General features: G+C 58.1%; 19 protein-coding genes, 2 tRNA genes and 2 rRNA genes. 13 read left to right on the forward strand and 10 right to left on the reverse strand.

Translation table 11 applies throughout. The annotated features are described in order from the left end of the window. Nucleotides 1-90: 90 nt before the first annotated feature. The 6 genes from ACNYC6_RS10015 to ACNYC6_RS10040 all read right to left on the reverse strand — a co-directional run bounded on the left by ACNYC6_RS10015 (nucleotide 91) and on the right by ACNYC6_RS10040 (nucleotide 8,514). Nucleotides 91-2,982: ribosomal RNA gene (locus ACNYC6_RS10015) — 23S ribosomal RNA — on the reverse strand. Nucleotides 2,983-3,228: 246 nt separating this feature from the next. Continuing rightward, nucleotides 3,229-3,304, reverse strand: a tRNA-Ala gene (locus ACNYC6_RS10020). A 30-nt stretch (nucleotides 3,305-3,334) separates the two neighbouring features. Then, nucleotides 3,335-3,411: transfer RNA gene (locus ACNYC6_RS10025), tRNA-Ile, on the reverse strand. A gap of 80 nt (nucleotides 3,412-3,491) precedes the next feature. Further along, nucleotides 3,492-5,028, reverse strand: a 16S ribosomal RNA gene (locus ACNYC6_RS10030). Together the 16S and 23S rRNA genes with 2 tRNA genes alongside form the textbook arrangement of a ribosomal RNA operon. A 568-nt stretch (nucleotides 5,029-5,596) precedes the next feature. After that, nucleotides 5,597-7,090, reverse strand: coding sequence for a CoA-acylating methylmalonate-semialdehyde dehydrogenase (locus ACNYC6_RS10035; protein ID WP_419712159.1), 1,494 nt, complete (start codon nucleotides 7,088-7,090; stop codon nucleotides 5,597-5,599). A gap of 74 nt (nucleotides 7,091-7,164) precedes the next feature. Further along, nucleotides 7,165-8,514, reverse strand: coding sequence for an aspartate aminotransferase family protein (locus ACNYC6_RS10040; protein ID WP_419712160.1), 1,350 nt, complete (start codon nucleotides 8,512-8,514; stop codon nucleotides 7,165-7,167). A 124-nt stretch (nucleotides 8,515-8,638) separates the two neighbouring features. Between ACNYC6_RS10040 and ACNYC6_RS10045 the strand changes: the two genes are divergently transcribed. From ACNYC6_RS10045 to ACNYC6_RS10070, 6 genes are all read left to right on the forward strand, one after another. Beyond that, complete coding sequence (locus ACNYC6_RS10045) at nucleotides 8,639-9,559, forward strand: LysR family transcriptional regulator (protein ID WP_338584572.1); 921 nt, start codon at nucleotides 8,639-8,641, stop codon at nucleotides 9,557-9,559. 91 nt (nucleotides 9,560-9,650) lie between these two features. Beyond that, nucleotides 9,651-10,301, forward strand: coding sequence for a TetR/AcrR family transcriptional regulator (locus ACNYC6_RS10050; RefSeq protein ID WP_419712161.1), 651 nt, complete (start codon nucleotides 9,651-9,653; stop codon nucleotides 10,299-10,301). A gap of 7 nt (nucleotides 10,302-10,308) precedes the next feature. Continuing rightward, nucleotides 10,309-10,890 (forward strand): IMPACT family protein, encoded by a 582-nt coding sequence (locus ACNYC6_RS10055; RefSeq protein WP_419712162.1) that lies wholly within the window; start codon nucleotides 10,309-10,311, stop codon nucleotides 10,888-10,890. A 534-nt stretch (nucleotides 10,891-11,424) separates the two neighbouring features. Continuing rightward, nucleotides 11,425-12,990, forward strand: a complete 1,566-nt coding sequence (locus ACNYC6_RS10060) for an ABC transporter ATP-binding protein (RefSeq protein ID WP_419712163.1) — start codon at nucleotides 11,425-11,427, stop codon at nucleotides 12,988-12,990. An 11-nt stretch (nucleotides 12,991-13,001) separates the two neighbouring features. Continuing rightward, entirely contained in the window at nucleotides 13,002-14,105 is a 1,104-nt protein-coding gene (locus ACNYC6_RS10065) for an ABC transporter permease (protein ID WP_419712164.1), read from the forward strand. Beyond that, nucleotides 14,105-15,031 (forward strand): ABC transporter permease, encoded by a 927-nt coding sequence (locus ACNYC6_RS10070; RefSeq protein WP_419712165.1) that lies wholly within the window; start codon nucleotides 14,105-14,107, stop codon nucleotides 15,029-15,031. Before ACNYC6_RS10065 ends, ACNYC6_RS10070 begins: the two co-directional genes overlap by 1 nt. 70 nt (nucleotides 15,032-15,101) lie before the next feature. Here ACNYC6_RS10070 and ACNYC6_RS10075 read toward each other — a convergent pair whose 3' ends face one another. Beyond that, a complete protein-coding gene (locus ACNYC6_RS10075; RefSeq protein ID WP_419712166.1) occupies nucleotides 15,102-15,536 on the reverse strand; it encodes a hypothetical protein in 435 nt (144 codons plus the stop codon). An 83-nt stretch (nucleotides 15,537-15,619) separates the two neighbouring features. On the opposite strand from ACNYC6_RS10075, the gene ACNYC6_RS10080 reads away from it, so the two are divergent. The 3 genes from ACNYC6_RS10080 (at nucleotide 15,620) to ACNYC6_RS10090 (ending at nucleotide 18,230) form a co-directional block, all read left to right on the forward strand. After that, nucleotides 15,620-15,976, forward strand: coding sequence for a MerR family transcriptional regulator (locus ACNYC6_RS10080; RefSeq protein WP_419712940.1), 357 nt, complete (start codon nucleotides 15,620-15,622; stop codon nucleotides 15,974-15,976). Nucleotides 15,977-15,995: 19 nt separating this feature from the next. Further along, nucleotides 15,996-16,685, forward strand: coding sequence for an SDR family oxidoreductase (locus ACNYC6_RS10085; protein WP_419712167.1), 690 nt, complete (start codon nucleotides 15,996-15,998; stop codon nucleotides 16,683-16,685). 186 nt (nucleotides 16,686-16,871) lie between these two features. After that, the gene (locus ACNYC6_RS10090; protein ID WP_419712168.1) at nucleotides 16,872-18,230 is read left to right on the forward strand and encodes an 8-oxoguanine deaminase; all 1,359 of its coding nucleotides are present in this window, start codon (nucleotides 16,872-16,874) and stop codon (nucleotides 18,228-18,230) included. Between the two features lie 125 nt (nucleotides 18,231-18,355). Here ACNYC6_RS10090 and ACNYC6_RS10095 read toward each other — a convergent pair whose 3' ends face one another. Further along, nucleotides 18,356-19,447 carry a calcium:proton antiporter gene (locus tag ACNYC6_RS10095; protein WP_419712169.1) on the reverse strand — a complete coding sequence of 364 codons (1,092 nt, stop codon included), beginning with the start codon at nucleotides 19,445-19,447 and terminating at the stop codon, nucleotides 18,356-18,358. A 286-nt stretch (nucleotides 19,448-19,733) separates the two neighbouring features. Here ACNYC6_RS10095 and ACNYC6_RS10100 point away from each other — a divergent pair, with 286 nt between their 5' ends. From ACNYC6_RS10100 to ACNYC6_RS10110, 3 genes are all read left to right on the forward strand, one after another. After that, the gene (locus ACNYC6_RS10100) at nucleotides 19,734-20,807 is read left to right on the forward strand and encodes a BMP family ABC transporter substrate-binding protein (protein ID WP_419712170.1); all 1,074 of its coding nucleotides are present in this window, start codon (nucleotides 19,734-19,736) and stop codon (nucleotides 20,805-20,807) included. Nucleotides 20,808-20,948: 141 nt separating this feature from the next. After that, nucleotides 20,949-21,914 carry a 2-oxoglutarate and iron-dependent oxygenase domain-containing protein gene (locus ACNYC6_RS10105; RefSeq protein WP_419712171.1) on the forward strand — a complete coding sequence of 322 codons (966 nt, stop codon included), beginning with the start codon at nucleotides 20,949-20,951 and terminating at the stop codon, nucleotides 21,912-21,914. 82 nt (nucleotides 21,915-21,996) lie between these two features. Then, nucleotides 21,997-22,950, forward strand: coding sequence for an adenosine deaminase (locus ACNYC6_RS10110; protein ID WP_339556741.1), 954 nt, complete (start codon nucleotides 21,997-21,999; stop codon nucleotides 22,948-22,950). A 63-nt stretch (nucleotides 22,951-23,013) separates the two neighbouring features. Here ACNYC6_RS10110 and ACNYC6_RS10115 read toward each other — a convergent pair whose 3' ends face one another. Next, entirely contained in the window at nucleotides 23,014-23,748 is a 735-nt protein-coding gene (locus ACNYC6_RS10115; protein WP_419712172.1) for an ArsR/SmtB family transcription factor, read from the reverse strand. 314 nt (nucleotides 23,749-24,062) lie between these two features. Next, nucleotides 24,063-24,992: a LysR family transcriptional regulator gene (locus tag ACNYC6_RS10120; RefSeq protein ID WP_419712173.1), complete on the reverse strand. Its 930-nt coding sequence runs from the start codon at nucleotides 24,990-24,992 to the stop codon at nucleotides 24,063-24,065. A gap of 117 nt (nucleotides 24,993-25,109) precedes the next feature. Here ACNYC6_RS10120 and ACNYC6_RS10125 point away from each other — a divergent pair, with 117 nt between their 5' ends. Then, nucleotides 25,110-25,403 carry a putative quinol monooxygenase gene (locus ACNYC6_RS10125; protein WP_419712174.1) on the forward strand — a complete coding sequence of 98 codons (294 nt, stop codon included), beginning with the start codon at nucleotides 25,110-25,112 and terminating at the stop codon, nucleotides 25,401-25,403. Nucleotides 25,404-25,417: the final 14 nt, after the last annotated feature.

Below are 25,417 nucleotides of genomic sequence, written 5' to 3' on the forward strand. Positions count from 1 at the left end.
ATCGAACTTTCGGTTCATTGCGTCTTCACACACCGCAATCTGGTCTCTCTCGTTTCTTCAACGAGGAGCGTCAAATTGCTTGGGTGTTATATGGTCAAGCCTCACGGGCAATTAGTATTGGTTAGCTCAACGCCTCACAGCGCTTACACACCCAACCTATCAACGTCGTAGTCTTCGACGGCCCTTCAGGGAACTCAAGGTTCCAGTGAGATCTCATCTTGAGGCTAGTTTCCCGCTTAGATGCTTTCAGCGGTTATCTATTCCGAACATAGCTACCCGGCAATGCCACTGGCGTGACAACCGGAACACCAGAGGTTCGTCCACTCCGGTCCTCTCGTACTAGGAGCAGCCCCTCTCAAATCTCAAACGTCCACGGCAGATAGGGACCGAACTGTCTCACGACGTTCTAAACCCAGCTCGCGTACCACTTTAAATGGCGAACAGCCATACCCTTGGGACCGGCTTCAGCCCCAGGATGTGATGAGCCGACATCGAGGTGCCAAACACCGCCGTCGATATGAACTCTTGGGCGGTATCAGCCTGTTATCCCCGGAGTACCTTTTATCCGTTGAGCGATGGCCCTTCCATACAGAACCACCGGATCACTAAGACCTACTTTCGTACCTGCTCGACGTGTCTGTCTCGCAGTCAAGCGCGCTTTTGCCTTTATACTCTACGACCGATTTCCGACCGGTCTGAGCGCACCTTCGTACTCCTCCGTTACTCTTTAGGAGGAGACCGCCCCAGTCAAACTACCCACCATACACTGTCCTCGATCCGGATAACGGACCTGAGTTAGAACCTCAAAGTTGCCAGGGTGGTATTTCAAGGATGGCTCCACGCGAACTGGCGTCCACGCTTCAAAGCCTCCCACCTATCCTACACAAGCAAATTCAAAGTCCAGTGCAAAGCTATAGTAAAGGTTCACGGGGTCTTTCCGTCTAGCCGCGGATACACTGCATCTTCACAGCGATTTCAATTTCACTGAGTCTCGGGTGGAGACAGCGCCGCCATCGTTACGCCATTCGTGCAGGTCGGAACTTACCCGACAAGGAATTTCGCTACCTTAGGACCGTTATAGTTACGGCCGCCGTTTACCGGGGCTTCGATCAAGAGCTTCGCGTTAGCTAACCCCATCAATTAACCTTCCGGCACCGGGCAGGCGTCACACCCTATACGTCCACTTTCGTGTTTGCAGAGTGCTGTGTTTTTAATAAACAGTCGCAGCGGCCTGGTATCTTCGACCGGCGTGGGCTTACGGAGCAAGTCCTTCACCCTCACCGGCGCACCTTCTCCCGAAGTTACGGTGCCATTTTGCCTAGTTCCTTCACCCGAGTTCTCTCAAGCGCCTTGGTATTCTCTACCCAACCACCTGTGTCGGTTTGGGGTACGGTTCCTGGTTACCTGAAGCTTAGAAGCTTTTCTTGGAAGCATGGCATCAACCACTTCGTGTTCTAAAAGAACACTCGTCATCAGCTCTCGGCCTTAGAATCCCGGATTTACCTAAGATTCCAGCCTACCACCTTAAACTTGGACAACCAACGCCAAGCTGGCCTAGCCTTCTCCGTCCCTCCATCGCAATAACCAGAAGTACAGGAATATTAACCTGTTTTCCATCGACTACGCTTTTCAGCCTCGCCTTAGGGACCGACTAACCCTGCGTCGATTAACGTTGCGCAGGAAACCTTGGTCTTTCGGCGTGGGTGTTTTTCACACCCATTGTCGTTACTCATGTCAGCATTCGCACTTCTGATACCTCCAGCAAGCTTCTCAACTCACCTTCACAGGCTTACAGAACGCTCCTCTACCGCATCACCTAAGTGATACCCGTAGCTTCGGTGTATGGTTTGAGCCCCGTTACATCTTCCGCGCAGGCCGACTCGACTAGTGAGCTATTACGCTTTCTTTAAAGGGTGGCTGCTTCTAAGCCAACCTCCTAGCTGTCTAAGCCTTCCCACATCGTTTCCCACTTAACCATAACTTTGGGACCTTAGCTGACGGTCTGGGTTGTTTCCCTTTTCACGACGGACGTTAGCACCCGCCGTGTGTCTCCCATGCTCGGCACTTGTAGGTATTCGGAGTTTGCATCGGTTTGGTAAGTCGGGATGACCCCCTAGCCGAAACAGTGCTCTACCCCCTACAGTGATACATGAGGCGCTACCTAAATAGCTTTCGAGGAGAACCAGCTATCTCCGAGCTTGATTAGCCTTTCACTCCGATCCACAGGTCATCCGCTAACTTTTCAACGGTAGTCGGTTCGGTCCTCCAGTCAGTGTTACCTAACCTTCAACCTGCCCATGGATAGATCGCCCGGTTTCGGGTCTATTCCCAGCGACTAGACGCCCTATTAAGACTCGCTTTCGCTACGCCTCCCCTATTCGGTTAAGCTCGCCACTGAAAATAAGTCGCTGACCCATTATACAAAAGGTACGCAGTCACCCAACAAAGTGGGCTCCCACTGCTTGTACGCATACGGTTTCAGGATCTATTTCACTCCCCTCTCCGGGGTTCTTTTCGCCTTTCCCTCACGGTACTAGTTCACTATCGGTCAGTCAGTAGTATTTAGCCTTGGAGGATGGTCCCCCCATATTCAGACAAAGTTTCTCGTGCTCCGTCCTACTCGATTTCATGACCAAGAGATTTTCGCGTACAGGGCTATCACCCACTATGGCCGCACTTTCCAGAGCGTTCCGCTAATCTCAAAGCCACTTAAGGGCTAGTCCCCGTTCGCTCGCCACTACTAAGGGAATCTCGGTTGATTTCTTTTCCTCAGGGTACTTAGATGTTTCAGTTCCCCTGGTTCGCCTCTTGCACCTATGTATTCAGTACAAGATAACCATCTTATGATGGCTGGGTTCCCCCATTCAGACATCTCCGGATCAAAGTCTGTTTGCCGACTCCCCGAAGCTTTTCGCAGGCTACCACGTCTTTCATCGCCTCTGACTGCCAAGGCATCCACCGTATGCGCTTCTTCACTTGACCATATAACCCCAAGCAATCTGGTTATACTGTGAAGACGACATTCGCCGAAAATTCGAATTTCTCAACTAAGAGAACTCACAAATTTTACCTTAGCCTGATCCGTTACCAGTGAAAGTAACGTTCAGTCTATCTTTCTATCACATACCCAAATTTTTAAAGAACGATCTAGTCAAAGACTAGAAATCAACATTCACCATCTTACCGATGGAATGCTCATTTCTAAGCTTTATACAAGAGAAGCAGTAGTGGTGGAGCCAAGCGGGATCGAACCGCTGACCTCCTGCGTGCAAGGCAGGCGCTCTCCCAGCTGAGCTATGGCCCCGTATTTCTACAGGCGTTTCCCACACAAAATTGGTGGGTCTGGGCAGATTCGAACTGCCGACCTCACCCTTATCAGGGGTGCGCTCTAACCAACTGAGCTACAGACCCAATTTCGGGCTGCTTCTTTCGTCTTCTTCAATGAATCAAGCAATTCGTGTGGGAGCTTATGGAGCAGCTGAGTCGTCGATTAAGGAGGTGATCCAGCCGCAGGTTCCCCTACGGCTACCTTGTTACGACTTCACCCCAGTCATGAATCACACCGTGGTAACCGTCCTCCCGAAGGTTAGACTAGCTACTTCTGGTGCAACCCACTCCCATGGTGTGACGGGCGGTGTGTACAAGGCCCGGGAACGTATTCACCGCGACATTCTGATTCGCGATTACTAGCGATTCCGACTTCACGCAGTCGAGTTGCAGACTGCGATCCGGACTACGATCGGTTTTATGGGATTAGCTCCACCTCGCGGCTTGGCAACCCTCTGTACCGACCATTGTAGCACGTGTGTAGCCCAGGCCGTAAGGGCCATGATGACTTGACGTCATCCCCACCTTCCTCCGGTTTGTCACCGGCAGTCTCCTTAGAGTGCCCACCATAACGTGCTGGTAACTAAGGACAAGGGTTGCGCTCGTTACGGGACTTAACCCAACATCTCACGACACGAGCTGACGACAGCCATGCAGCACCTGTCTCAATGTTCCCGAAGGCACCAATCCATCTCTGGAAAGTTCATTGGATGTCAAGGCCTGGTAAGGTTCTTCGCGTTGCTTCGAATTAAACCACATGCTCCACCGCTTGTGCGGGCCCCCGTCAATTCATTTGAGTTTTAACCTTGCGGCCGTACTCCCCAGGCGGTCAACTTAATGCGTTAGCTGCGCCACTAAGAGCTCAAGGCTCCCAACGGCTAGTTGACATCGTTTACGGCGTGGACTACCAGGGTATCTAATCCTGTTTGCTCCCCACGCTTTCGCACCTCAGTGTCAGTATCAGTCCAGGTGGTCGCCTTCGCCACTGGTGTTCCTTCCTATATCTACGCATTTCACCGCTACACAGGAAATTCCACCACCCTCTACCATACTCTAGCTCGTCAGTTTTGAATGCAGTTCCCAGGTTGAGCCCGGGGCTTTCACATCCAACTTAACGAACCACCTACGCGCGCTTTACGCCCAGTAATTCCGATTAACGCTTGCACCCTCTGTATTACCGCGGCTGCTGGCACAGAGTTAGCCGGTGCTTATTCTGTCGGTAACGTCAAAATTGCAGAGTATTAATCTACAACCCTTCCTCCCAACTTAAAGTGCTTTACAATCCGAAGACCTTCTTCACACACGCGGCATGGCTGGATCAGGCTTTCGCCCATTGTCCAATATTCCCCACTGCTGCCTCCCGTAGGAGTCTGGACCGTGTCTCAGTTCCAGTGTGACTGATCATCCTCTCAGACCAGTTACGGATCGTCGCCTTGGTGAGCCATTACCTCACCAACTAGCTAATCCGACCTAGGCTCATCTGATAGCGCAAGGCCCGAAGGTCCCCTGCTTTCTCCCGTAGGACGTATGCGGTATTAGCGTTCCTTTCGAAACGTTGTCCCCCACTACCAGGCAGATTCCTAGGCATTACTCACCCGTCCGCCGCTGAATCAGAGAGCAAGCTCTCTTCATCCGCTCGACTTGCATGTGTTAGGCCTGCCGCCAGCGTTCAATCTGAGCCATGATCAAACTCTTCAGTTCAAACATCTTTGGGTTTTGAGAAAACCCTAAACTTGGCTCAGCAATCGTTGGTTACATCTTTGATTTCTCGCGGAGTAACTTGTGATGCTGATAATCTGTTGACTAGCAGTCTGACTCCACAAGCACCCACACGAATTGCTTGATTCAGTTGTTAAAGAGCGGTTGGTTAAGATCTTTCGTCTCAACCGAGGCGCGCATTCTACAGCAGCCTCATTTGCTGTCAAGTGATTATTTTCAGAAGCTTTCGAGGAATTCCCCAACAACTTCAACCACTTGCGCCTCAGATCTCTCATCAGCGGGAGGCGAATTCTACAGCGTTACACGCTGCTGTCAACACCTCTTTTTCAACTTCCTTTTGGCTTCGATGAACTGAAGCAACCTGCTGCCGAAAACTGCGTAACTCGTTGTTTACCAAGGAGTTTTCCGTTTCGACTGCGCCGGAAGTGGGGCGAATTATAGACACCTGAGATCTGCCGTCAACACCTATTTTCACAAAACTGTCATATAGGTCAAAAAAGCCCGGAAACGCGAAGGCCGGCCCAATCGGGCCGGCCTTCTTCCCTTCTACTTACAAGCTAGGGAACGCGAACTGCGATGCTTCATGGCTGGCGCGTTGTGGCCAGCGCTGAGTGATGGCTTTGCGGCGAGTGTAGAAACGCACACCATCCGGGCCGTAAGCGTGCAGATCGCCAAACAGCGAACGCTTCCAGCCACCGAAGCTGTGGTAAGCCACAGGTACCGGCAACGGAACGTTAACGCCAACCATGCCGACTTCGATCTCATCGCAGAACAACCGTGCCGCTTCGCCGTCACGGGTGAAGATGCAAGTGCCGTTGCCGTATTCGTGATCGTTGATCAACTGCATGGCTTCTTCCAGGCTGTTGACCCGAACGATGCACAGCACCGGCCCGAAGATCTCTTCTTTATAGATACGCATCTCTGGAGTGACGTTGTCGAACAGGCAGCCACCCAGGAAGAAGCCTTCCTCATGACCCGCCACGGTCAGACCACGACCATCCACCACCAGTGTCGCGCCGGCGGCCACGCCATCTTCTACATAACCGCTGACCTTGTCGCGGGCCTGGCCAGTGACCAGAGGCCCCATGTCCAGACCGCAAGAAGTACCGGCACCGATTTTCAGCGCCTGGATTTGCGGAACCAGTTTGGCTACCAGGGCATCCGCTACCTGATCACCCACGCACACGGCCACCGAAATCGCCATGCAACGCTCACCACAAGAACCGTAGGCAGCGCCCATCAGTGCGCTGACGGCGTTGTCCAGGTCCGCATCCGGCATCAGCACCGCATGGTTCTTCGCACCGCCCAGTGCCTGGACGCGTTTGCCGCGCTTGGTGCCTTCGGAATAGATGTACTCGGCAATCGGCGTCGAACCGACGAAGCTCAGTGCTTTGACTTCCGGCGCTTCGATCAACGCGTCCACCGCAGTCTTGTCACCATGCACCACGCTCAGCACGCCTTTCGGCAAACCGGCTTCCAGCAGAAGCTGTGCGATCAACAATGTCGAGCTTGGATCACGCTCGGATGGTTTGAGGATGAAGCAGTTGCCGCAGACGATCGCCAGCGGGTACATCCACAGCGGCACCATCGCCGGGAAGTTGAACGGGGTGATACCAGCCACCACGCCCAACGGCTGGAAGTCCGACCAGGCATCGATGTTCGGGCCGACGTTACGGCTGTACTCGCCCTTGAGGATTTCCGGTGCCGCGCAAGCGAACTCGACGTTCTCGATACCGCGCTTCAGCTCACCCGCAGCATCTTCGAGCGTCTTGCCGTGTTCTTCGCTGATCAATTGCGAGATGCGCGCTTCGTTCTGTTCCAGCAGTTGCTTGAAACGGAACATCACTTGGGCACGCTTGGCCGGTGGCGTGTTGCGCCAAGCCGGGAATGCAGCCTTGGCAGCGTCGATGGCGCTCTGGATGGTTTCGCGGGTCGCCAGTGGCAACTTGTGAATAGCCTGACCCGTCGACGGGTTGAACACATCAACTGCGCGACCGTTCTCGGTCACCAGTTCGCCATTGATCAAATGCGGAATAACGCTCATGGAAGCTCCTGAAAAGTTGTCCACAGGCGCCCTATTCCGGACGCCCGTTGTTGATAGCTATATAGAAGGAGAAATCAGTCGATCTTGCTCAGCACTTCGCCGACCGCGTCGAACAAACGATCCAGGTCTTGCGGCTTGCTGTTGAAGGTTGGGCCGAACTGCAGAGTGTCGCCGCCGAAGCGTACGTAGAACCCGGCTTTCCACAGCGCCATGCCGACTTCGAACGGACGCACGATGGCGTCACCGTCACGCGGTGCAATCTGGATCGCACCGGCCAGGCCGTAGTTACGGATGTCGATGATGTTCTTGGTGCCCTTCAGGCCATGCAGTGCATTTTCGAAATGCGGCGCGACTTCTGCCACGCTCTGCACCAGGTTTTCCTTTTGCAGCAGGTCGAGTGCTGCCAGGCCCGCGGCGCAAGCCACCGGGTGTGCGGAATAGGTGTAGCCGTGAGGGAATTCCACCGCGTACTCAGGCGTCGCCTGGTTCATGAAAGTCTGGTAGATCTCGGAGCTGGCAATCACCGCGCCCATCGGGATCGCGCCGTTGGTGACTTGCTTGGCGATGCACATCAGGTCCGGGGTCACGCCGAAAGTGGTGGCGCCGAACATGGTGCCGGTACGGCCGAAACCGGTGATCACTTCGTCGAACACGAGCAGGATGTTGTGCTGGTCGCAGATTTCGCGCAGACGCTTGAGGTAACCCTGTGGCGGAACCAGCACGCCAGCGGAACCGGCCAGAGGCTCGACGAATACGGCGGCGATGTTCGAAGCATCGTGCAACTCGATCAGCTTCAGCAGTTCGTCAGCCAGTGCGATGCCGCCCTGCTCCGGCATGCCGCGGGAGTAAGCGTTGCTTGCCAGCAGTGTGTGCGGCAGGTGATCGACGTCCATCATCGCCTGACCGAACAGTTTGCGGTTACCGTTCACGCCGCCAAGGCTGGTGCCGGCGATGTTCACACCGTGGTAGCCACGGGCACGGCCGATCATTTTGGTCTTGGTCGACTGGCCTTTCAGACGCCAGTAAGCGCGGACCATCTTCACGGCAGTGTCCGCACACTCGGAGCCCGAGTCGGTGAAGAACACATGGTTCAGGTTGCCCGGCGTCAAGTCGGTGATTTTCTCAGCCAGTTGGAACGACAGCGGATGGCCGTACTGGAAGCCTGGCGAGTAGTCGAGAGTGCCCAGTTGCTTGGCCACCGCTTCCTGGATTTCCTTGCGGGTGTGCCCGGCGCCGCAGGTCCACAGACCGGACAGCGAGTCATAAACCTTGCGGCCCTTGTCGTCGATCAGCCAGCTGCCTTCTGCACCAACGATCAGGCGTGGGTCGCGCTGGAAGTTACGGTTGGCGGTGTATGGCATCCAGTGAGCGTCGAGCTTGAGCTGGCTGGCCAGGGAAGACGGGGCGTTTTCAGGCAAGTTCATGGGCGAAACCTCGCAAGGCGATAAGCGGCGTAGGGAGAAAAACCGTTCTTGCAGCTAAATTGCCACGGGGATAAAGTCGGTGAAATCCAACTTTTCTAACCTTTAGTCAGGTCATTGCTAAACTATGAGTGTTCGTCGCCCCGATCCCCTGGCGCAAGTCAGCGACTTCGATATCCGTTTGTTGCGGATCTTTCGCAGCGTCGTCGAATGCGGTGGGTTCTCCGCGGCCGAAAGCGTACTCGGTATCGGTCGCTCGGCCATCAGCCAGCAGATGAGCGATCTGGAGCAGCGTCTCGGCTTGCGCCTGTGCCAACGCGGTCGTGCCGGTTTTTCCCTGACCGAAGAAGGCCGCGAGGTGTATCAGTCGGCGTTGCAGCTGTTGAGTGCACTCGAAAGCTTTCGCACGGAGGTCAACGGCCTGCACCAGCACTTGCGCGGCGAACTGACGATTGGCCTGACCGACAACCTCGTCACGCTGCCCCACATGCGCATCACCCACGCTTTGGCGCAATTGAAGGAGCGCGGGCCCGACGTGCAAATCCAGATCCGCATGATCGCGCCCAACGAAGTGGAGCAAGGTGTGCTCGACGGTCGCTTGCACGTCGGCGTGGTGCCGCAGGCCAGCGCGTTGTCAGGTCTGGAATATCAACCGCTCTACAGCGAACGCTCGTTGCTGTACTGCGCAGTCGGCCATCCGCTGTTTTATGTCGACGACAAGCAACTGGACGATGCGCGCCTCAATAGCCAGGACGCCATCGCGCCGACCTTCCGTTTGCCAGCGGAAATCCAGGCCCATTACCAGGCGCTCAATTGCACCGCCAGTGCGTCGGACCGTGAAGGCATGGCGTTCCTGATTTTGACCGGCCGTTATATCGGTTATCTGCCGGACCATTACGCGAGCCTTTGGGTGCAACAAGGCCGGTTGCGAGCGCTGAAATCAAAAACGCGCTTTTATGACTTGAGCCTCGCTTCGGTCACGCGCAAGGGGCGTCGCCCTCATCTGGTGCTCGAAAGCTTTCTGGAAAGTCTGGCAGCGACACGTTAATCATCTTTGCGCCGCATAAGGGCTTGTCTGAAGCCTGTGGGTGCGCTATCAACGCAATGGCCTGCACCCACCCACCCGATCGGAAGTGCCTATGACCTTTGAAGTCCCAGCTCACGGCGGCAAACCCGCCAGCCGCATTCGTCAGAAAAACGAAGAGACCATCATCAAAGCCGCCGAAGACGAGTTCGCCCGTCACGGGTTCAAAGGCACCAGCATGAACACCATCGCTCTGAATGCCGGGCTGCCGAAGGCGAACCTGCACTACTACTTCACCAACAAACTGGGTTTGTACGTGGCGGTGCTAAGCAACATCATCGAGTTGTGGGACAGCACCTTTAACACCCTGACCGCCGAGGACGATCCGGCACAAGCGCTGACCCGCTACATCCGCGCGAAAATGGAGTTTTCCCGGCGCCAGCCGCAAGCTTCACGAATCTTCGCGATGGAAGTCATCAGCGGTGGCGAATGCCTGACCGAATATTTCAACCAGGACTACCGCACCTGGTTCCAGGGTCGGGCGGCGGTGTTTCAGGCGTGGATCGACGCCGGTAAAATGGACCCGGTCGACCCGGTCAACCTGATCTTCCTGTTGTGGGGCAGCACCCAGCACTACGCCGATTTCTCCACGCAGATCTGCCGCGTCACCGGCCGCACCAAGTTGACCAAGCAGGACATGGAAGACGCCGGCGACAACCTGATCCGCATCATTCTCAAGGGCTGCGGCCTGACGCCAAGCATCTAAGACACTTATGCCATTTACCCTCAGCGGCTTTTGCGAATACCGCGAAGAGATTCGCAAAAGCCGTTTCATTACCTTCGCCGCCCCCATCGGCAGCCCTGCCGAAGCGCAAGCGTTTATCGAACAGCACAGCGACCTCAATGCCACGCACAATTGCTGGGCGTGGAAGCTCGGCGACCAATACCGCAGCACCGACGACGGCGAGCCTGGCGGCACCGCCGGGCGGCCGATTCTGGCGGCGATCGAGGCGCAGGATTGCGATCAAGTCGTTGTGCTGGTGATTCGCTGGTACGGCGGCATTCAACTGGGCACCGGCGGACTCGCCCGGGCTTATGGCGGTGGCGCCAACAAATGCCTGCAAATGGCGCCGAAACTCGAGTTGATCAGCCGGGTACCCTTGCGTTGCGCCTGCGCGTTCAGTGAGCTGGCCTTGGTAAAGCTGCGAGTCGCCGATCTCGGTGGGCTGGTTGTGCAAGAAGACTTCACGGCCAACGGTGTTGAACTGCAATTGGCGGTGGGTGAAGCGCAGATTGAAATCCTTCAGAAGCAACTGGCCGACTTGAGTCGCGGGCGCATTTTGTTGCAACGCTGAGGCTGCGATCTTTTGGGGCACGGCTTATTACTCATGCACCCGACAGTTGCCCACATCAACTGTGCACCCGACTGTGGATAACCTGAGCACATACCGCTGTAACCCTTCTGTCATGCGGCTTTGCGGGCTTTGCTCACTTTTCGTCCAAATCGCCATCAACCAGTACAAATCTACGCAAAAACAAATACTTAGAGTGGTTTATCACCTTTAGAAGATAGCCGCCCCGCGCTTATGCCCGACCTTTGCGCTTGCGCACAAATACTGTGGAGCAATCTGTGGATAACCCGTTCATTCCTGTCGCGGCACCATGCGGGGCATGGCTCGCACGCGACTGCTCATTTTTTGATCAATGAATGCGGGCAAAATTGGAGCCCTGCCCGTGGGCATTGCTCCCAAGTGGTGCTGCTCAGGATACAAACGTGAGCCAGGCACCGGACTCAACACCTTGCACCGCATGACTTTTCAGCTTTCCTGACTCAATGGCCAGGAAATTGCTTTATCCACAGGCATAAGTCCAATCGCCTTGAGCCTGTCATGCCCAACTCCGTGCCGATCCCCGATCAAACGCCGCGTCTGCAATTGCGCAGAATCAGTAAACGCTATCCCGGCTGCCTCGCCAACGATGCCATCGACCTGAGCATTGCCCCCGGTGAAATCCATGCCCTGCTCGGCGAAAACGGTGCAGGCAAAAGTACGCTGATGAAGATCATCTACGGCGTCGTCCAGGCCGATGCCGGGGAACTGCTCTGGCAAGGGCAGCGAGTGACCATGCGCAATCCGGCCCAGGCTCGCGGCCTCGGGATCGGCATGGTGTTCCAGCATTTCTCGTTGTTCGAAACCCTGAGCGTGGCGCAGAACATTGCTCTAGCCATGGGCGCCAAGGCTGGCACGCCGAAACAGCTCGAACCGAAGATCCGTGAAGTGTCGCAACGTTATGGCATGGCGCTGGAACCGGAACGACTTGTCCACAGCCTGTCCATCGGCGAGCGGCAACGGGTCGAAATCATTCGCTGCCTGATGCAGGACATCCGCCTGCTGATCCTCGACGAACCGACCTCTGTGCTGACGCCGCAGGAGGCCGACGACTTGTTCGTTACCCTGCGCCGACTCGCCGCCGAAGGCTGCAGCATTTTGTTCATCAGCCATAAACTCGGCGAAGTCCGCGCCCTGTGTCACAGCGCAACGGTGCTGCGTGGCGGACGTGTAGCCGGGCATTGCGTACCGACCGAGTGTTCGGATCAGCAACTGGCGCGGCTGATGGTGGGTGAGGCAGCAGAGTTGATCACTGACTATCCGAAGGTGACGGCTGCCGAGGCGTTCTTGCAGGTGAAGGGATTGTCCTGGCACAACCCTGATCCCTTCGGCTGTTCGCTGAAAAACATCGATCTGGAAGTGCGCAGTGGTGAAATCGTCGGCATCGCGGGTGTCGCCGGCAATGGTCAGGACGAATTGCTGGACTTGCTCAGCGGCGAACAGCGACTGGCCCGCGACGACGGCACGACGATCAGTTTCGCCGGTGAGCCGGTCGCGCATTTGCGCCCCGATGCCCGACGTCGACAAGGACTGGCATTCGTCCCCGCCGAACGCTTGGGCCATGGCGCCGTGCCGGAACTGAGCCTGGCGGACAACGCCCTGCTCACCGCGTTTCAGCAAGGGCTGGTGAGCAATGGCTTGGTGCAGCGCCGCAAAGTCGAGGCACTGGCCGAAGAAATCATTCGCCGCTTCGGGGTCAAGACTCCGGACAGCCAGACGCCGGCCCGCAGTCTGTCCGGCGGTAATCTGCAGAAATTCATCCTTGGCCGGGAAATTCTTCAACAACCGAAACTACTGGTGGCCGCGCACCCGACCTGGGGCGTGGATGTCGGCGCAGCAGCGACCATTCACCGCGCGCTGATTGCCTTGCGCGATGCCGGCGCGGCGATCCTGGTGATCTCCGAAGACCTCGACGAACTGTTTCAGATCAGCGACCGCCTCGGTGCCTTGTGCGGCGGGCGACTGTCGCCGCTCAGGGCCACGATCGACACCCGCCTTATCGATGTCGGCGGCTGGATGGCCGGCCGCTTCGACGCCCCTCAATCACCTGCGTCCGCACCGCTTTAACGGAGTGTCACATGCTGCTTTCTCTTGAACCCCGAGGCCAGCAATCGCGCCTGATGCTGTGGTGCTCGCCGTTGCTGGCCGCGGTCCTGACCCTGGGCTGTGGCTCGCTGCTGTTTATCGCCCTGGGACACGACCCGGTGCTGACCTTGCATACGCTGTTGATCGCGCCAATCAGCGACCTGTATGGCGTATCCGAACTGTTGGTCAAAGCCTTGCCGATTCTGCTCTGTGCATTGGGCCTCGCCGTGGCCTATCAGGCGCGGATCTGGAACATCGGCGCGGAAGGCCAACTGCTGCTCGGTGCACTGGCGGGCAGTGCGTTGGCGGTAAATATCATCGACATGCAAAGCCGTTGGGCACTGGTGATGATCCTGTTTGCCGGCACCCTGGCCGGCGCCGCGTGGGCGGGGCTGACCGCGTGGTTGCGCACGCGTTTCAATGCCAACGAAATCCTCACCAGCATCATGCTCAATTACATCGCCCTGAACCTGCTGCTGTTCTGCGTGCACGGTCCACTGAAAGACCCGGAAGGTTTCAACTTTCCACAATCGGCGATGTTCGGCGATGCCAGTCGTCTGCCGTTGTTGATGGAGGATGGCCGGGTTCACGCGGGTGTGTATTTCGCCCTGCTTGCCTTGGTGGCGGTGTGGGTGTTGTTGCAGAAAAGCTTTGTCGGTTTCCAGATCAAAGTGCTCGGGCTAGACAAGCGTGCTGCCGGTTTCGTTGGCTTTCGCGAGAAGCGCCTGATCTGGCTCGCGCTGTTGATCAGCGGCGGTTTGGCAGGGCTGGCCGGCGTGTGTGAAGTCACCGGGCCGATCGGCCAACTGGTGCCGCAGGTCTCTCCGGGTTACGGCTATGCGGCGATCACCGTGGCGTTTCTCGGACGGCTGAACCCCATCGGCATTCTGTTTTCCAGCCTGTTGATGGCGTTGCTGTACATCGGTGGCGAGAGCGCACAAATGAGTCTGAACCTGCCGCAAGCGATCACCCAATTGTTCCAGGGGATGATGCTGTTTTTCCTGCTGGCCAGTGATGTGCTGATTCTCTATCGACCGCGTTTGAACCTGCGCTGGTCCCGCCGCGCAACCACCGCCGTACCCGCAGGAGCGCTGTGATGGATATCGATCTGCTGAGCAATATTTTCTACGCCATGGTCCGCTGCGGCACGCCGCTGCTGCTGGTGGCGTTGGGCGAACTGATTTGCGAGAAAAGCGGAGTGCTCAACCTCGGTCAGGAAGGGATGATGCTGTTTGGTGCGGTGATCGGTTTCATCGTCGCCTTCAACAGCGGCAACCTGTGGCTTGGCGTGTTGCTGGCGATGCTCGCCGGGATGCTGTTGTCCTCGCTGTTTGCGTTGGTGGCGTTGGTGTTCAACGCCAATCAAGTGGCCACCGGGTTGGCGCTGACGATTTTCGGCGTGGGTCTGTCGACCTTTGTCGGCGCGGCGTGGGTCGGCAAGCCACTGGCGGGTTTCGAACCGCTGGCGATCCCGTATTTGAATGAGATTCCACTGATCGGGCGGATGCTGTTTGCCCAGGATCTGCTGGTGTATTTGTCGTTCGCGCTGTTTGCGCTGGTGGCCTGGGTAATTCTGAAAAGCCGCGTCGGGCTGATCATTCAGGCCGTGGGAGAGAGCCCGGATGCGGCCAGCGCCATGGGCTTGCCGGTGTTGCGCGTGCGGACGTTAGCGGTGTTGTTCGGCGGCGCCATGGCCGGGTTGGCCGGGGCGTATCTGTCGCTGGCTTACACGCCAATGTGGGCGGAAAACATGAGCGCCGGTCGTGGCTGGATCGCTTTGGCGCTGGTGGTGTTCGCCAGTTGGCGGGTGTGGCGCCTGCTGCTGGGCGCGTACCTGTTTGGCCTCGCCAGCATCCTGCACCTGGTGGCGCAGGGATTGGGGCTGGCGATTCCGTCGAGTTTGCTGGCGATGCTGCCGTATGTCGCGACCATTGTGGTGTTGGTGCTGTTGTCGCGGGATGCGGTGCGCACACGGTTGTATGCGCCAGTGTCGCTGGGGCAGCCGTGGCAGGCCGGGCATTAGGCGGTGACTGGGCGGGTCTCATCGCGAGCAGGCTCGCCCACAGGGATCGCCGGTCTGGCATCGATCTACGTCACACAACGGAACCCTGCAGGAGTGAGCCTGCTCGCGATGGCTGCTGAACAGGCAGCACTTGAGCGATGCCCCACGCCAATTCAAAGAACAAGAAAATCACCAGCAGCGAACTCGCGCCTTGGGCCAGGGCATATGCCTCCCAAGTCGCAAAAAGGAGTCTGGCCACCGCGTCATACCGCCCATAAACCTGCTGCGGATCACGAATCCGCAGCACCGCCCACACGCAAACAATCGAGCCCAACAGATTCGCCATCAACATGTGCGCTGGCGCGAACGGCGGCAGCTCTCCAGGCAGAATCAAAGCCTGACTCACAGCCGTCAACAGCCCATGCAGCGCCGCGAAACTCCACGGTGAGACAAACGCGATCGTAACGATCAAGTCATACCAGGCACTGCCTTGCACCAACCGGCGATATTGCGTTGAAGTCCACATCGACATTGCTCCATCAATTCAGGGAGCAATAACGCTAAAGCCTGGAGTATGCTCCAGGGTCAAGCCCTCCATGAGATGTGATGATGCGCATCGGTGAATTAGCCCAGGCCAGCGCGGTCAGCCGCGACACGTTGCGGTTCTACGAGCAACGAGGTTTGATTGCCGCGCAACGCAGCGCCAATGGTTATCGCGACTATCCGCCCGACATGGTGCAACTGGTGCAATACATCAAGACGGCTCAACGGCTGGGCTTTACCCTCGGAGAGATCGGCAACAGCGTCGCTACGATCTGGCAGTCGCCCGATCCCGACACGGCCGTCACCCAACTGCTGCAAGATAAACTCAAACTGATCGAAGCCCGGATGGCCGAACTCGGCGCGCTGCGCAAAGAGTTGCAACAACGGCTCGGGCAACAGTGTCCATTGAATCCACGACTCTGATTTTTCAAGGAAGCCACTCATGTCAACGGCAAAAAACGCACTCGTCATCGGCGCCTCCCGGGGCTTGGGCCTCGGTCTGGTGAAGACCCTGCTGGCCGATGGCTGGCAAGTCACCGCCACCGTGCGCAATCCGCAGAACGCCGAAGCCTTGCAGGCTTTGGGCGATGTGCGGATCGAGAAGCTCGACATGGACGATCAGCAAGCGGTGATCGCACTGAACCAGCAACTCAAAGGCGAAGTGTTCGATCTGCTGTTCGTCAATGCCGGGGTCAAGGGGCCGGAAGTCCAGACGCCGAACGGCGGTGCGACGCTGGCCGACGTTGGTCAGCTGTTTTTCACCAACGCCGTGGCGCCGATCAACCTGGCGCAGCGTTTCGTCGGGCAGATCCGTCCGGACACCGGCGTGCTGGCGTTCATGAGTTCGGTGCTGGGCAGCGTGACCATGCCTGATGCGCCGGAACTGGCGCTGTACAAGGCCAGCAAGGCTGCGCTGAACTCCATGACCAACAGCTTCGTCACCCAGTTGGGCGATACACAACTCACCGTGCTGTCACTGCATCCGGGTTGGGTGAAAACCGACATGGGCGGTGAAGGTGCAGACCTTGATGTGCAGACCAGCACGCGGGGTTTGGTGGATCAGGTGAATGCCTATGTCGGCAAGGGTGGGCATCACTTCGTCAATTACCGGGGTGAAACCATTCCCTGGTAAGCACCCCGTCCCCCTGTAGGCGCTAGCTCCAACAGGGGGTTTGGTGTTGTCCTGTCGGGCCGGGCTTGCCCCTGACAGCGTTTTGTTCGACACTTCGCACCTCGCCTCCCCGGCGACCCTGGATCAGCAGACAGGGCAACACTGAGCTGGCAACCCTGAACCCAACTTTCAGAGGAGCCGGCCAACATGCCTGCCATCCGTACCTGGTTAAAAAATCCCCTCGCCATTTTCACGGCCAACGGTCTCGATGCCCGTGGCGGCCTTGTGCTGCAAGACGGTGTGATCGTCGAAGTGCTCGGCGCGGGTCAACAACCGTCCCAGCCGTGCAATGAAGTGTTCGATGCCCGCGAGCATGTGATTCTGCCAGGCCTGATTAACACCCATCACCACTTCTATCAAACCCTGACCCGCGCCTGGGCGCCGGTGGTCAACCAACCGCTGTTCCCGTGGCTGAAAACCCTGTACCCGGTTTGGGCGCGCCTGACCCCGGAAAAACTCGCCCTCGCCACCAAAGTCGCGTTGGCCGAATTGCTGCTGTCCGGTTGCACCACGGCGGCCGATCACCATTACCTGTTTCCCGAAGGCCTGGAAAACGCGATCGACGTACAAGTCGAGAGCGTTCGCGACCTGGGTATGCGCGCCATGCTGACGCGCGGCTCCATGAGCCTTGGCGAAAAAGACGGTGGCCTGCCACCGCAGCAAACCGTGCAGGAAGGCCAGGTGATTCTCGATGACAGCCAACGTCTGATCGCCGAGTACCACGAACGCGGCGACGGCGCGCAGATCCAGATCGCCCTGGCGCCTTGCTCGCCGTTCTCGGTGACCCCGGAAATCATGTCCGCCAGTGCCGACCTGGCGAACAAGCTCGACGTGCGCCTGCACACACACCTGGCGGAAACCCTCGACGAAGAAGACTTCTGTCTGCAACGTTTCGGCCTGCGCACCGTGGATTATCTGGACAGCGTCGGCTGGCTCGGCCCGCGTACCTGGCTGGCCCACGGCATCCACTTCAACCCGGACGAAATCGCCCGCCTCGGCGCGGCCGGCACCGGTATCTGCCATTGCCCGAGCTCGAACATGCGCCTGGCCTCCGGCATCTGCCCGAGCATCGAACTGACCGACGCTGGTGCACCACTGGGCCTCGGCGTAGACGGTTCGGCCTCCAACGACGCCTCGAACATGATCCTCGAAACGCGCCAGGCTTTGTACATCCAGCGCCTGCGCTACGGCGCCGAGAAGATCACGCCGGAGCGCGTGCTGGGCTGGGCCACCAAGGGTTCGGCGCAGTTGTTGGGTCGCACAGACATTGGTGAAATCGCGGTGGGCAAGCAGGCTGACCTGGCGCTGTTCAAGCTCGATGAGCTGCGCTTCTCCGGCAGTCACGATCCGGTTTCTGCGCTGCTGTTGTGCGGTGCGGATCGCGCGGATCGGGTGATGGTCGCCGGCAAGTGGCGGGTGATTGACGGGCAGGTTGAAGGACTGGACCTGAAAGGGTTGATCGCTGATCACACTCAGGCGGCTCGGCAGTTGATCGCCGGTACCTGATTCAACACCGATCAAAACTGTGGGAGCGAGCCTGCTCGCGATGGCGGATGGTCAGTCGACACCATCTGTGTCTGACACACCGCGATCGCGAGCAGGCTCGCTCCTACAGGGTTTTTGTGGTGGTTTCAGAGTCCGAGCAAGGACAACATGATGAACGTCGCAAACAGCACAAAGTGAGTCATGCCTTCGATGGCGTTGGTTTCGCCATCGTTGAGGTTGATCGCGCTGACGATCAGGGTGATGAAGATCATCACGGTTTGCACCGGGGTCATGGCCATCTGGAATGGCTGGCCGGTGTAGAGCGCCATCGCTTCCATCACCGGCACCGTCAGAATCACCGTCGACAGCGACGCGCCCAGTGCGATGTTCACCACCGACTGCATGCGGTTGGCCAGCGCGGCCCGCAGCGCGGTCAGGATCTCCGGCGCCGCAGAAATCGCCGCCACCAGAATCGCCGTGATCACCGGCGGTGCGCCCGTCCCTTCCAGGCCCAGATCCAGGGTCTTGGACATCACCTCGGCCAATGCGCCGATCACCACTACCCCGAATACCAGAATGCCGATCGATAACGTCAGGTTGATCGGTGCCGGCTCATCTTCCAGCGGTTCTTTTTTGCGACGTTTGTCCGGGTAGCTGTAGCTGAAAAAGTAGCTGTGCGGCCCGACCTGCATACGCAGGAACAAAGCATAAAGCACCACCATCGCGCCGATGGTGAACGCCGAATAAAGCTTCCAGTTGGCTTCTGGAATGAACTCGGGCACCACCATCGAAACGCCCATGGCCGTGAGGATCATCACGCTGTAGCTGCGCGCCGAGTCATCGTTGTAGGACTGCTCGCCATGCTTGAGCCCACCCATCAGCGCCGCCAGGCCGAGGATGCCGTTGATGTCGAGCATGACAGCCGAGTAGATCGTGTCACGGACCAATGTCGCCGAGGCTTCGTTGCTCATCATGATCGCCAGGATCACCACCTCCACCAGCACGGCGGCCAGGGTCAGGATCATCGTGCCGTAGGGATCGCCGACTTTTTCCGCGAGCAATTCCGCCTGATGGGCCACGCGCATCGAAGCGGCGACGATGAAGGCGATCAGCACCAAACCGGCGCTCAACGCGATGACCTGACCGCTGTGCAGCAACCAGTGCTCCAGCGGGAAGGCAACCAAAGCGGCGATCAGGGCCAGCAGCAGAAAGGTTTCTTGCTTGAGGACAGTGAGCATGTCGGACCTTTGCCGTGAAGAAGCGGATAAGCGACTGACTGCGGGGCGGCGCTAACGTTTCGTTAAACCTTAGCGCACCAGTGGATGGCAGCCTTGTCAGGTTATGCACTTTTATCGGCCTCAAGGGCCCTATTGCGAGCAGGCTCGCTCCTACGAGGGAACGCGGTCAAATGTGGGAGCAGGCTTGCTCGCGAAGGCCGCGCCTCGGTTTGAAGCAGTTTGTTGTCTTGTTGGTCAGCAATTTGCATTGACCCTGTCCACACACAACAAAATGGGGTTCGAATTCATGCAAATACGTCCGCTGCAAAAACTGCTGTGCGCCGCCATCGGTCTGGGGATCAGCCTGACTGCCAGTGCCGCCGACCCGCTGAAAGTCGGCTTCGTCTATATCGGCCCGATCGGTGACCACGGCTGGACGTATCAGCATGAACAGGGACGCAAGGCACTCGCGGAAAAATTCGGCCCGCAGATCACCACCAACTACGTGGAAAACGTTGCCGAAGGTGCCGACGCCGAGCGGGTGATCCGCAACATGGCCAAGGACAAATACGACCTGATTTTCACCACGTCTTTCGGCTACATGAACCCGACGCTGAAAGTAGCCAAGCAGTTTCCCAAGGTGACCTTCGAACACGCCACCGGCTACAAGCAGGACAAGAACCTCGGCACTTACCTGGCGCGCACCTATGAGGGTCGCTACGTCGGCGGTTTCCTCGCGGCGAAGATGACCAAGACCAAGAAGATCGGCTACGTCGCCTCGTTTCCGATCCCTGAAGTGATCCGCGACATCAACGCCATTCAACTGGCCCTGAACAAGTACAACCCCGGCACCGAGATCAAAGTGGTGTGGGTTAACTCGTGGTTCGATCCGGGCAAGGAAGCCGATGCCGCCAACGCGCTGATCGACCAGGGCGTGGACGTGGTATTCCAGCACACCGACAGCCCGGCACCAATCCAGGCGGCCGAGCGTCGCGGTGTGTATGCCGTGGGCTACGCTTCGGACATGGCGCACTTCGGGCCGAAAGCGGTGCTGACCTCCATCGTCAACGACTGGGCGCCGCACTACATTCAGGCAACCCAGAGCGTGATCGACCGCACCTGGAAATCCCAGGATTACTGGGGCGGCTTGAAGGAAGGCACGGTGGAACTGCCGATCAGCGACCTGGTGCCTGCCACCGTAAAAGCTGAAGCCGAACAGATCATCACCGACATCAAGAGCGGTGCACTGCAACCGTTCACCGGCCCGATCAAGGATCAGGCGGGCGTCGAGAAAATCCCGGCGGGCGTGAGCGCAACCACGGAGGAACTGGCGTCGATGAATTATTACGTGGAAGGCATGAAGGCTGAGATTCCGAAGTAAATTTTGCTCCCCACACAAACCCTGTGGGAGCCAGCCTGCTAGCGATGACGGCGTATCAGGCGACTTTTTTGTTGCATGACACTCTGCTATCGCCAGCAGGCTGGCTCCCACAGTTGATCTTCAGCGTATTCAGGATTGTGTATGAACAGCCTTCCCATCATCGACATCGCCCCGCTCTACAGCGAAGACCAAAACGCCTGGCTCGCCGTGGCAAAAGAAATCGACCACGCCTGTCGCGAGTGGGGCTTTTTCTACATCAAGGGGCATCCGATCAGCGCCGAACGTATCGACGCGCTGCTCGACAATGCCAAGCGCTTCTTCGCTCAACCCGCTGACGAAAAACTCAAGATCGACATCACCCAGACCCGCCACCATCGCGGCTACGGCGCCATCGCCACCGAGCAACTCGACCCGAGCAAACCGAGCGACTTGAAAGAAACCTTCGACATGGGCCTGCACTTGCCGGCCGAGCATCCAGACGTACTGGCGGAAAAACCCTTGCGCGGCCCTAACCGTCATCCATCACTGCTCGGATGGGAAGCGCTGATGGAGCAGCACTACGTCGACATGCAGGCACTCGCGCAAACACTGTTGCGGGCAATGACGTTGGCGCTGGGCATCGAGCGCGACTTTTTTGATTCGCGCTTCGGCGAGCCGGTCAGCGTATTGCGGATGATCCACTACCCGCCGCGCCACACCGCCAGTTCCGCCGAGCAGCAAGGCGCCGGTGCCCACACCGATTACGGCTGCATCACCCTGCTCTATCAGGATGCTGCCGGTGGCCTGCAAGTCAGGAACGTAAAAGGCGAATGGATCGATGCACCACCGATCGAGGGCACCTTTGTAGTCAACCTCGGCGACATGATGGCGCGCTGGAGCAACGACCGTTATCTGTCGACGCCGCACCGGGTAATCAGCCCGTTGGGTGTGGATCGCTATTCGATGCCGTTCTTCGCCGAACCGCATCCCGACACCCGCATAGAATGTCTGCCCGGATGCCAGGACGCACAGCACCCGGCGAAATATCCGACCACCACCTGCGCCGAATTCCTGCTCTCGCGCTTCGCCGATACCTATGCTTATCGACGGGAACAGGAAGCGGTGTAATGAACCGGCTGGTCAGGTTTTACCAATTGTTGCGGCTAGCATCTGTAGAATGGCGACCATTGCACCTGATGAGAAAAGAATTATGTACGACTGGCTGAATGCCCTGCCCAAGGCAGAATTGCACCTGCACCTGGAGGGTTCGTTGGAGCCCGAGTTGTTGTTCGCCCTGGCCGAACGCAACAAGATCGCCCTGCCGTGGAGCGACGTCGAAACCCTGCGCAAGGCTTACGCCTTCAACAACCTGCAAGAATTCCTCGACCTGTATTACCAGGGCGCGGACGTGCTGCGTACGTCCCAGGATTTCTACGACCTGACCTGGGCCTACCTGCTGCGCTGCAAAGCACAGAACGTGATTCACACCGAACCGTTCTTCGATCCGCAGACCCACACTGACCGTGGCATTCCGTTTGAAGTGGTACTCAACGGCATCGCCGCAGCACTGAAGGACGGTGAGCAGCAACTGGGCATCACCAGCGGTTTGATCCTGAGTTTCCTGCGCCACTTGAGCGAAGAACAAGCGGAAAAAACCCTCGACCAGGCGCTGCCATTCCGCGATGCGTTTGTCGCTGTCGGTCTGGACAGTTCCGAGATGGGTCACCCGCCGAGCAAGTTCCAGCGCGTGTTCGACCGTGCCCGCCACGAAGGCTTCCTGACCGTCGCCCACGCCGGTGAAGAAGGTCCGCCCGAGTACATCTGGGAAGCCCTGGACCTGCTGAAAATCCAGCGCATCGACCATGGCGTGCGCGCCATTGAAGACGAGCGTTTGATGCAGCGGATCATCGACGAGCAAATCCCGCTGACCGTGTGCCCACTGTCCAATACCAAGCTTTGTGTGTTCGATCACATGTCGCAGCACAACATTCTCGACATGCTCGAACGTGGCGTGAAAGTGACCGTGAACTCCGATGACCCGGCGTACTTCGGCGGTTATGTCACCGAGAACTTCCATGCGCTGTACACCGATCTGGGCATGACCCAGGACCAGGCCAAGCGCCTGGCGCAGAACAGCCTGGATGCGCGGTTGGTAAAACCGTAAGCAAACAAATCGCATTGTAGGAGCCGAGCTTGCTCGCTCCTACAGGTTTAGTGTTCGGCCCCGTTAAAGCGCCATCTCCAACTCCGTATCCTTGGCGAATCGGTGGATTTCACGCTGACCGGCAGCGGTGACCTGCAAGGCCCGCGAATCGTTGGGCAGGCTCAACCAACCGGATTGCATGAACAGCTGCAACAACGCCGCGCCCAGCGCCCCACCCATGTGCGGGCGTCTTTCGCTCCAGTCAGGACAGGCACACGCAGACTGGCCATTACGATGGGCCAGTGCCTGGATGAATACACCACGCGCCGCCAACTCGGTAGAACCCTTGAGTGTGATCGTGATCCGCTGATCGAACTGTTCGATCCAGCCGGCATCCAGCAAACGCTGGAACAGATCCGCCGCCAGCGTGCCACCCAAATGGTCGTCGCAAAGTCGCGCGCGCAGCAACGACGAGCGTAGCGCCTGAGGTTTCGCCAAGGGCGGAGTGCGTTTGAAAATATCCGGGATGTCCTGGGGTGCGCTGGCCAGCGTGGCACTGGCCAGCGCTTCGATCGCGGCACCTATTTCGGGGGCTGCCAGGCGGAAGAAGCGTTTGCGTGCGCGGGTTTCGACTTTCAACAGACCTCCGGCAGACAAACGCCCCAAGTGGGCATTGGCCGAGGACGGTGACAACCCGGCCAACAGGGCCAGTTCTTCGGCTTGGCGCGCCGAGCCGTCCATCAAGGCCCACATCATTGTGCTGCGCTTTGGGTCAGCCAGTAAGGTGGCTATCTGGCTGATGCAAGGTGCATGTTCCATGAATTCACTCCCTGTTGAATCGTTTCGTCTACTGCTCGGAGACATCTTGACCAGAATTGTGCCGTCGGCCAAGACGTGGAAACCGCCACAAACCAGGCAACACCTTCGCTCATACCCACCATCACCGGGCACCGGTTGAAGAGGTCTGGTGATGGGGCATGGGGCACAGCCGAATCGAGCATGGCTGCGCTATTGCGATGAACGCGGCGTACATGAGGCGAGCGCTAGTATAGGCGGGTTGACCGCAGGTTCCTGCCCTCCGCAAACCAGCGAAGGTGATAGTTCCTGAGGGAAATTTCGCTTTTTGCCTGCGACTAATGATCGATTCCCGAGAACCCCGGAAAATGACTGCTCAACCGGGCGCAACGACTGGCAAGCATTTCCCGCAACAGGTTCACCGGCTTACTCAATTGTGCGCGATGGGCGCACAACAGATTCAGCGGTGCGCGCTCACAGAGCAGCTCCGGCATCAGTACTTTCAAGCGACCGGCGAGCACATCGGCGGCCACATCGAGCCACGACTTGTAGGCAATCCCGGCTCCCGCCACCGCCCACAGGCGCACGACATCGGCATCGTCACTGAAACGATCACCGCTGACGGTCAGGCCGACCTCGCGCTTGCCATCGTGGAAACTCCAGTGGTCGTGGACCCGACTGCCGAGCATGAACAGCAGGCAATTGTGCTGGGCCAATTGCTCCAGTTGCCGCGGCTCGCCATGTCGGGCCAGATAACTCGGCGCGGCACACAGCACGCGGCGGTTTTGCGGGGCGATGGGCAGCGCCACCAGGCTGGAATCTTCCGGCTCACCGTAGCGCAGGGCGATGTCCACCGGTTGGCGGAACAGATCGGCGATGCGGTCACCCAGCAACAAACGCACGGTGAGCTTCGGATGCTCACGCTGAAACTCGTCCAGCCAGGGCAGCAGCAAGTTGCGACCGAAGTCCGACGGCGCCGACAGTTGCAACACCCCACTGACCTGATCCTGGCCACTGGCCAATAAACGTCGGCCTTCGTCGAGGTTGCTCAGGGCCGCCCGGGCATATTCGAGAAAACCTTCACCTTCGGCGGTCAGGCGCAGGCTGCGCGTCGAGCGAGCAAGCAGACGGGCACCGAGTTGCTGTTCGATACGTTTCAACGCCGCGCTTGCCACCGCCGCCGACATGTCCATGCCCCGCGCAGCCGCCGACAGGCTGCCGAGGTCCGCCGCCCGAACGAACAATTGCAAGTCATCGAAACGCAGCATCTGAAGCCCTGATTATCAAAAAAATATTGAAAGAGACTGCTCTTTTAGCGGGTTTTATCTTCATGAGAAATAGCCAATCATCTGCCCATCGAAATCAGCCCGTTCCCGGAGTCGCCGATGTCCCACCCTTTTACCGCTATCGCCACCCTCATCGCCAAACCCGGCCAGCAGGACGCCCTTGAACAACACCTGCGGGCGCTGGTGGAGCTGACCCGCGCCGAAGCCGGTTGCGGACAATACGACCTGCATCAGGACCTGGCCAATCCGCAGGCCTTCTACATGATCGAACAGTGGAGCAGCGACGAAGCCCTGCGAGCCCACGACGACAGTGCGCATATCCAGAACTTCCGCGCCAAGGCCCCTGACTTCCTCGAACACTTCGAGCTCAAGCGCCTGCGCACCCTCGCCTGATTTTTCTTCCATTC

It is taken from the genome of Pseudomonas sp. NFX224 (assembly GCF_048565165.1).
Classification (GTDB): Bacteria; Pseudomonadota; Gammaproteobacteria; order Pseudomonadales; family Pseudomonadaceae; genus Aquipseudomonas.

Bases quoted from the DNA above. Each gene is read 5' to 3' on its own strand.
- ACNYC6_RS10035 (WP_419712159.1), bottom strand. From the start codon at position 7,090: ATGAGCGTTATTCCGCATTTGATCAATGGCGAACTGGTGACCGAGAAC.
- ACNYC6_RS10040 (WP_419712160.1), bottom strand. From the start codon at position 8,514: ATGAACTTGCCTGAAAACGCCCCGTCTTCCCTGGCCAGCCAGCTCAAG.
- ACNYC6_RS10045 (WP_338584572.1), top strand. From the start codon at position 8,639: ATGAGTGTTCGTCGCCCCGATCCCCTGGCGCAAGTCAGCGACTTCGAT.
- ACNYC6_RS10050 (WP_419712161.1), top strand. From the start codon at position 9,651: ATGACCTTTGAAGTCCCAGCTCACGGCGGCAAACCCGCCAGCCGCATT.
- ACNYC6_RS10055 (WP_419712162.1), top strand. From the start codon at position 10,309: ATGCCATTTACCCTCAGCGGCTTTTGCGAATACCGCGAAGAGATTCGC.
- ACNYC6_RS10060 (WP_419712163.1), top strand. From the start codon at position 11,425: ATGCCCAACTCCGTGCCGATCCCCGATCAAACGCCGCGTCTGCAATTG.
- ACNYC6_RS10065 (WP_419712164.1), top strand. From the start codon at position 13,002: ATGCTGCTTTCTCTTGAACCCCGAGGCCAGCAATCGCGCCTGATGCTG.
- ACNYC6_RS10070 (WP_419712165.1), top strand. From the start codon at position 14,105: ATGGATATCGATCTGCTGAGCAATATTTTCTACGCCATGGTCCGCTGC.
- ACNYC6_RS10075 (WP_419712166.1), bottom strand. From the start codon at position 15,536: ATGTGGACTTCAACGCAATATCGCCGGTTGGTGCAAGGCAGTGCCTGG.
- ACNYC6_RS10080 (WP_419712940.1), top strand. From the start codon at position 15,620: ATGCGCATCGGTGAATTAGCCCAGGCCAGCGCGGTCAGCCGCGACACG.
- ACNYC6_RS10085 (WP_419712167.1), top strand. From the start codon at position 15,996: ATGTCAACGGCAAAAAACGCACTCGTCATCGGCGCCTCCCGGGGCTTG.
- ACNYC6_RS10090 (WP_419712168.1), top strand. From the start codon at position 16,872: ATGCCTGCCATCCGTACCTGGTTAAAAAATCCCCTCGCCATTTTCACG.
- ACNYC6_RS10095 (WP_419712169.1), bottom strand. From the start codon at position 19,447: ATGCTCACTGTCCTCAAGCAAGAAACCTTTCTGCTGCTGGCCCTGATC.
- ACNYC6_RS10100 (WP_419712170.1), top strand. From the start codon at position 19,734: ATGCAAATACGTCCGCTGCAAAAACTGCTGTGCGCCGCCATCGGTCTG.
- ACNYC6_RS10105 (WP_419712171.1), top strand. From the start codon at position 20,949: ATGAACAGCCTTCCCATCATCGACATCGCCCCGCTCTACAGCGAAGAC.
- ACNYC6_RS10110 (WP_339556741.1), top strand. From the start codon at position 21,997: ATGTACGACTGGCTGAATGCCCTGCCCAAGGCAGAATTGCACCTGCAC.
- ACNYC6_RS10115 (WP_419712172.1), bottom strand. From the start codon at position 23,748: ATGGAACATGCACCTTGCATCAGCCAGATAGCCACCTTACTGGCTGAC.
- ACNYC6_RS10120 (WP_419712173.1), bottom strand. From the start codon at position 24,992: ATGCTGCGTTTCGATGACTTGCAATTGTTCGTTCGGGCGGCGGACCTC.
- ACNYC6_RS10125 (WP_419712174.1), top strand. From the start codon at position 25,110: ATGTCCCACCCTTTTACCGCTATCGCCACCCTCATCGCCAAACCCGGC.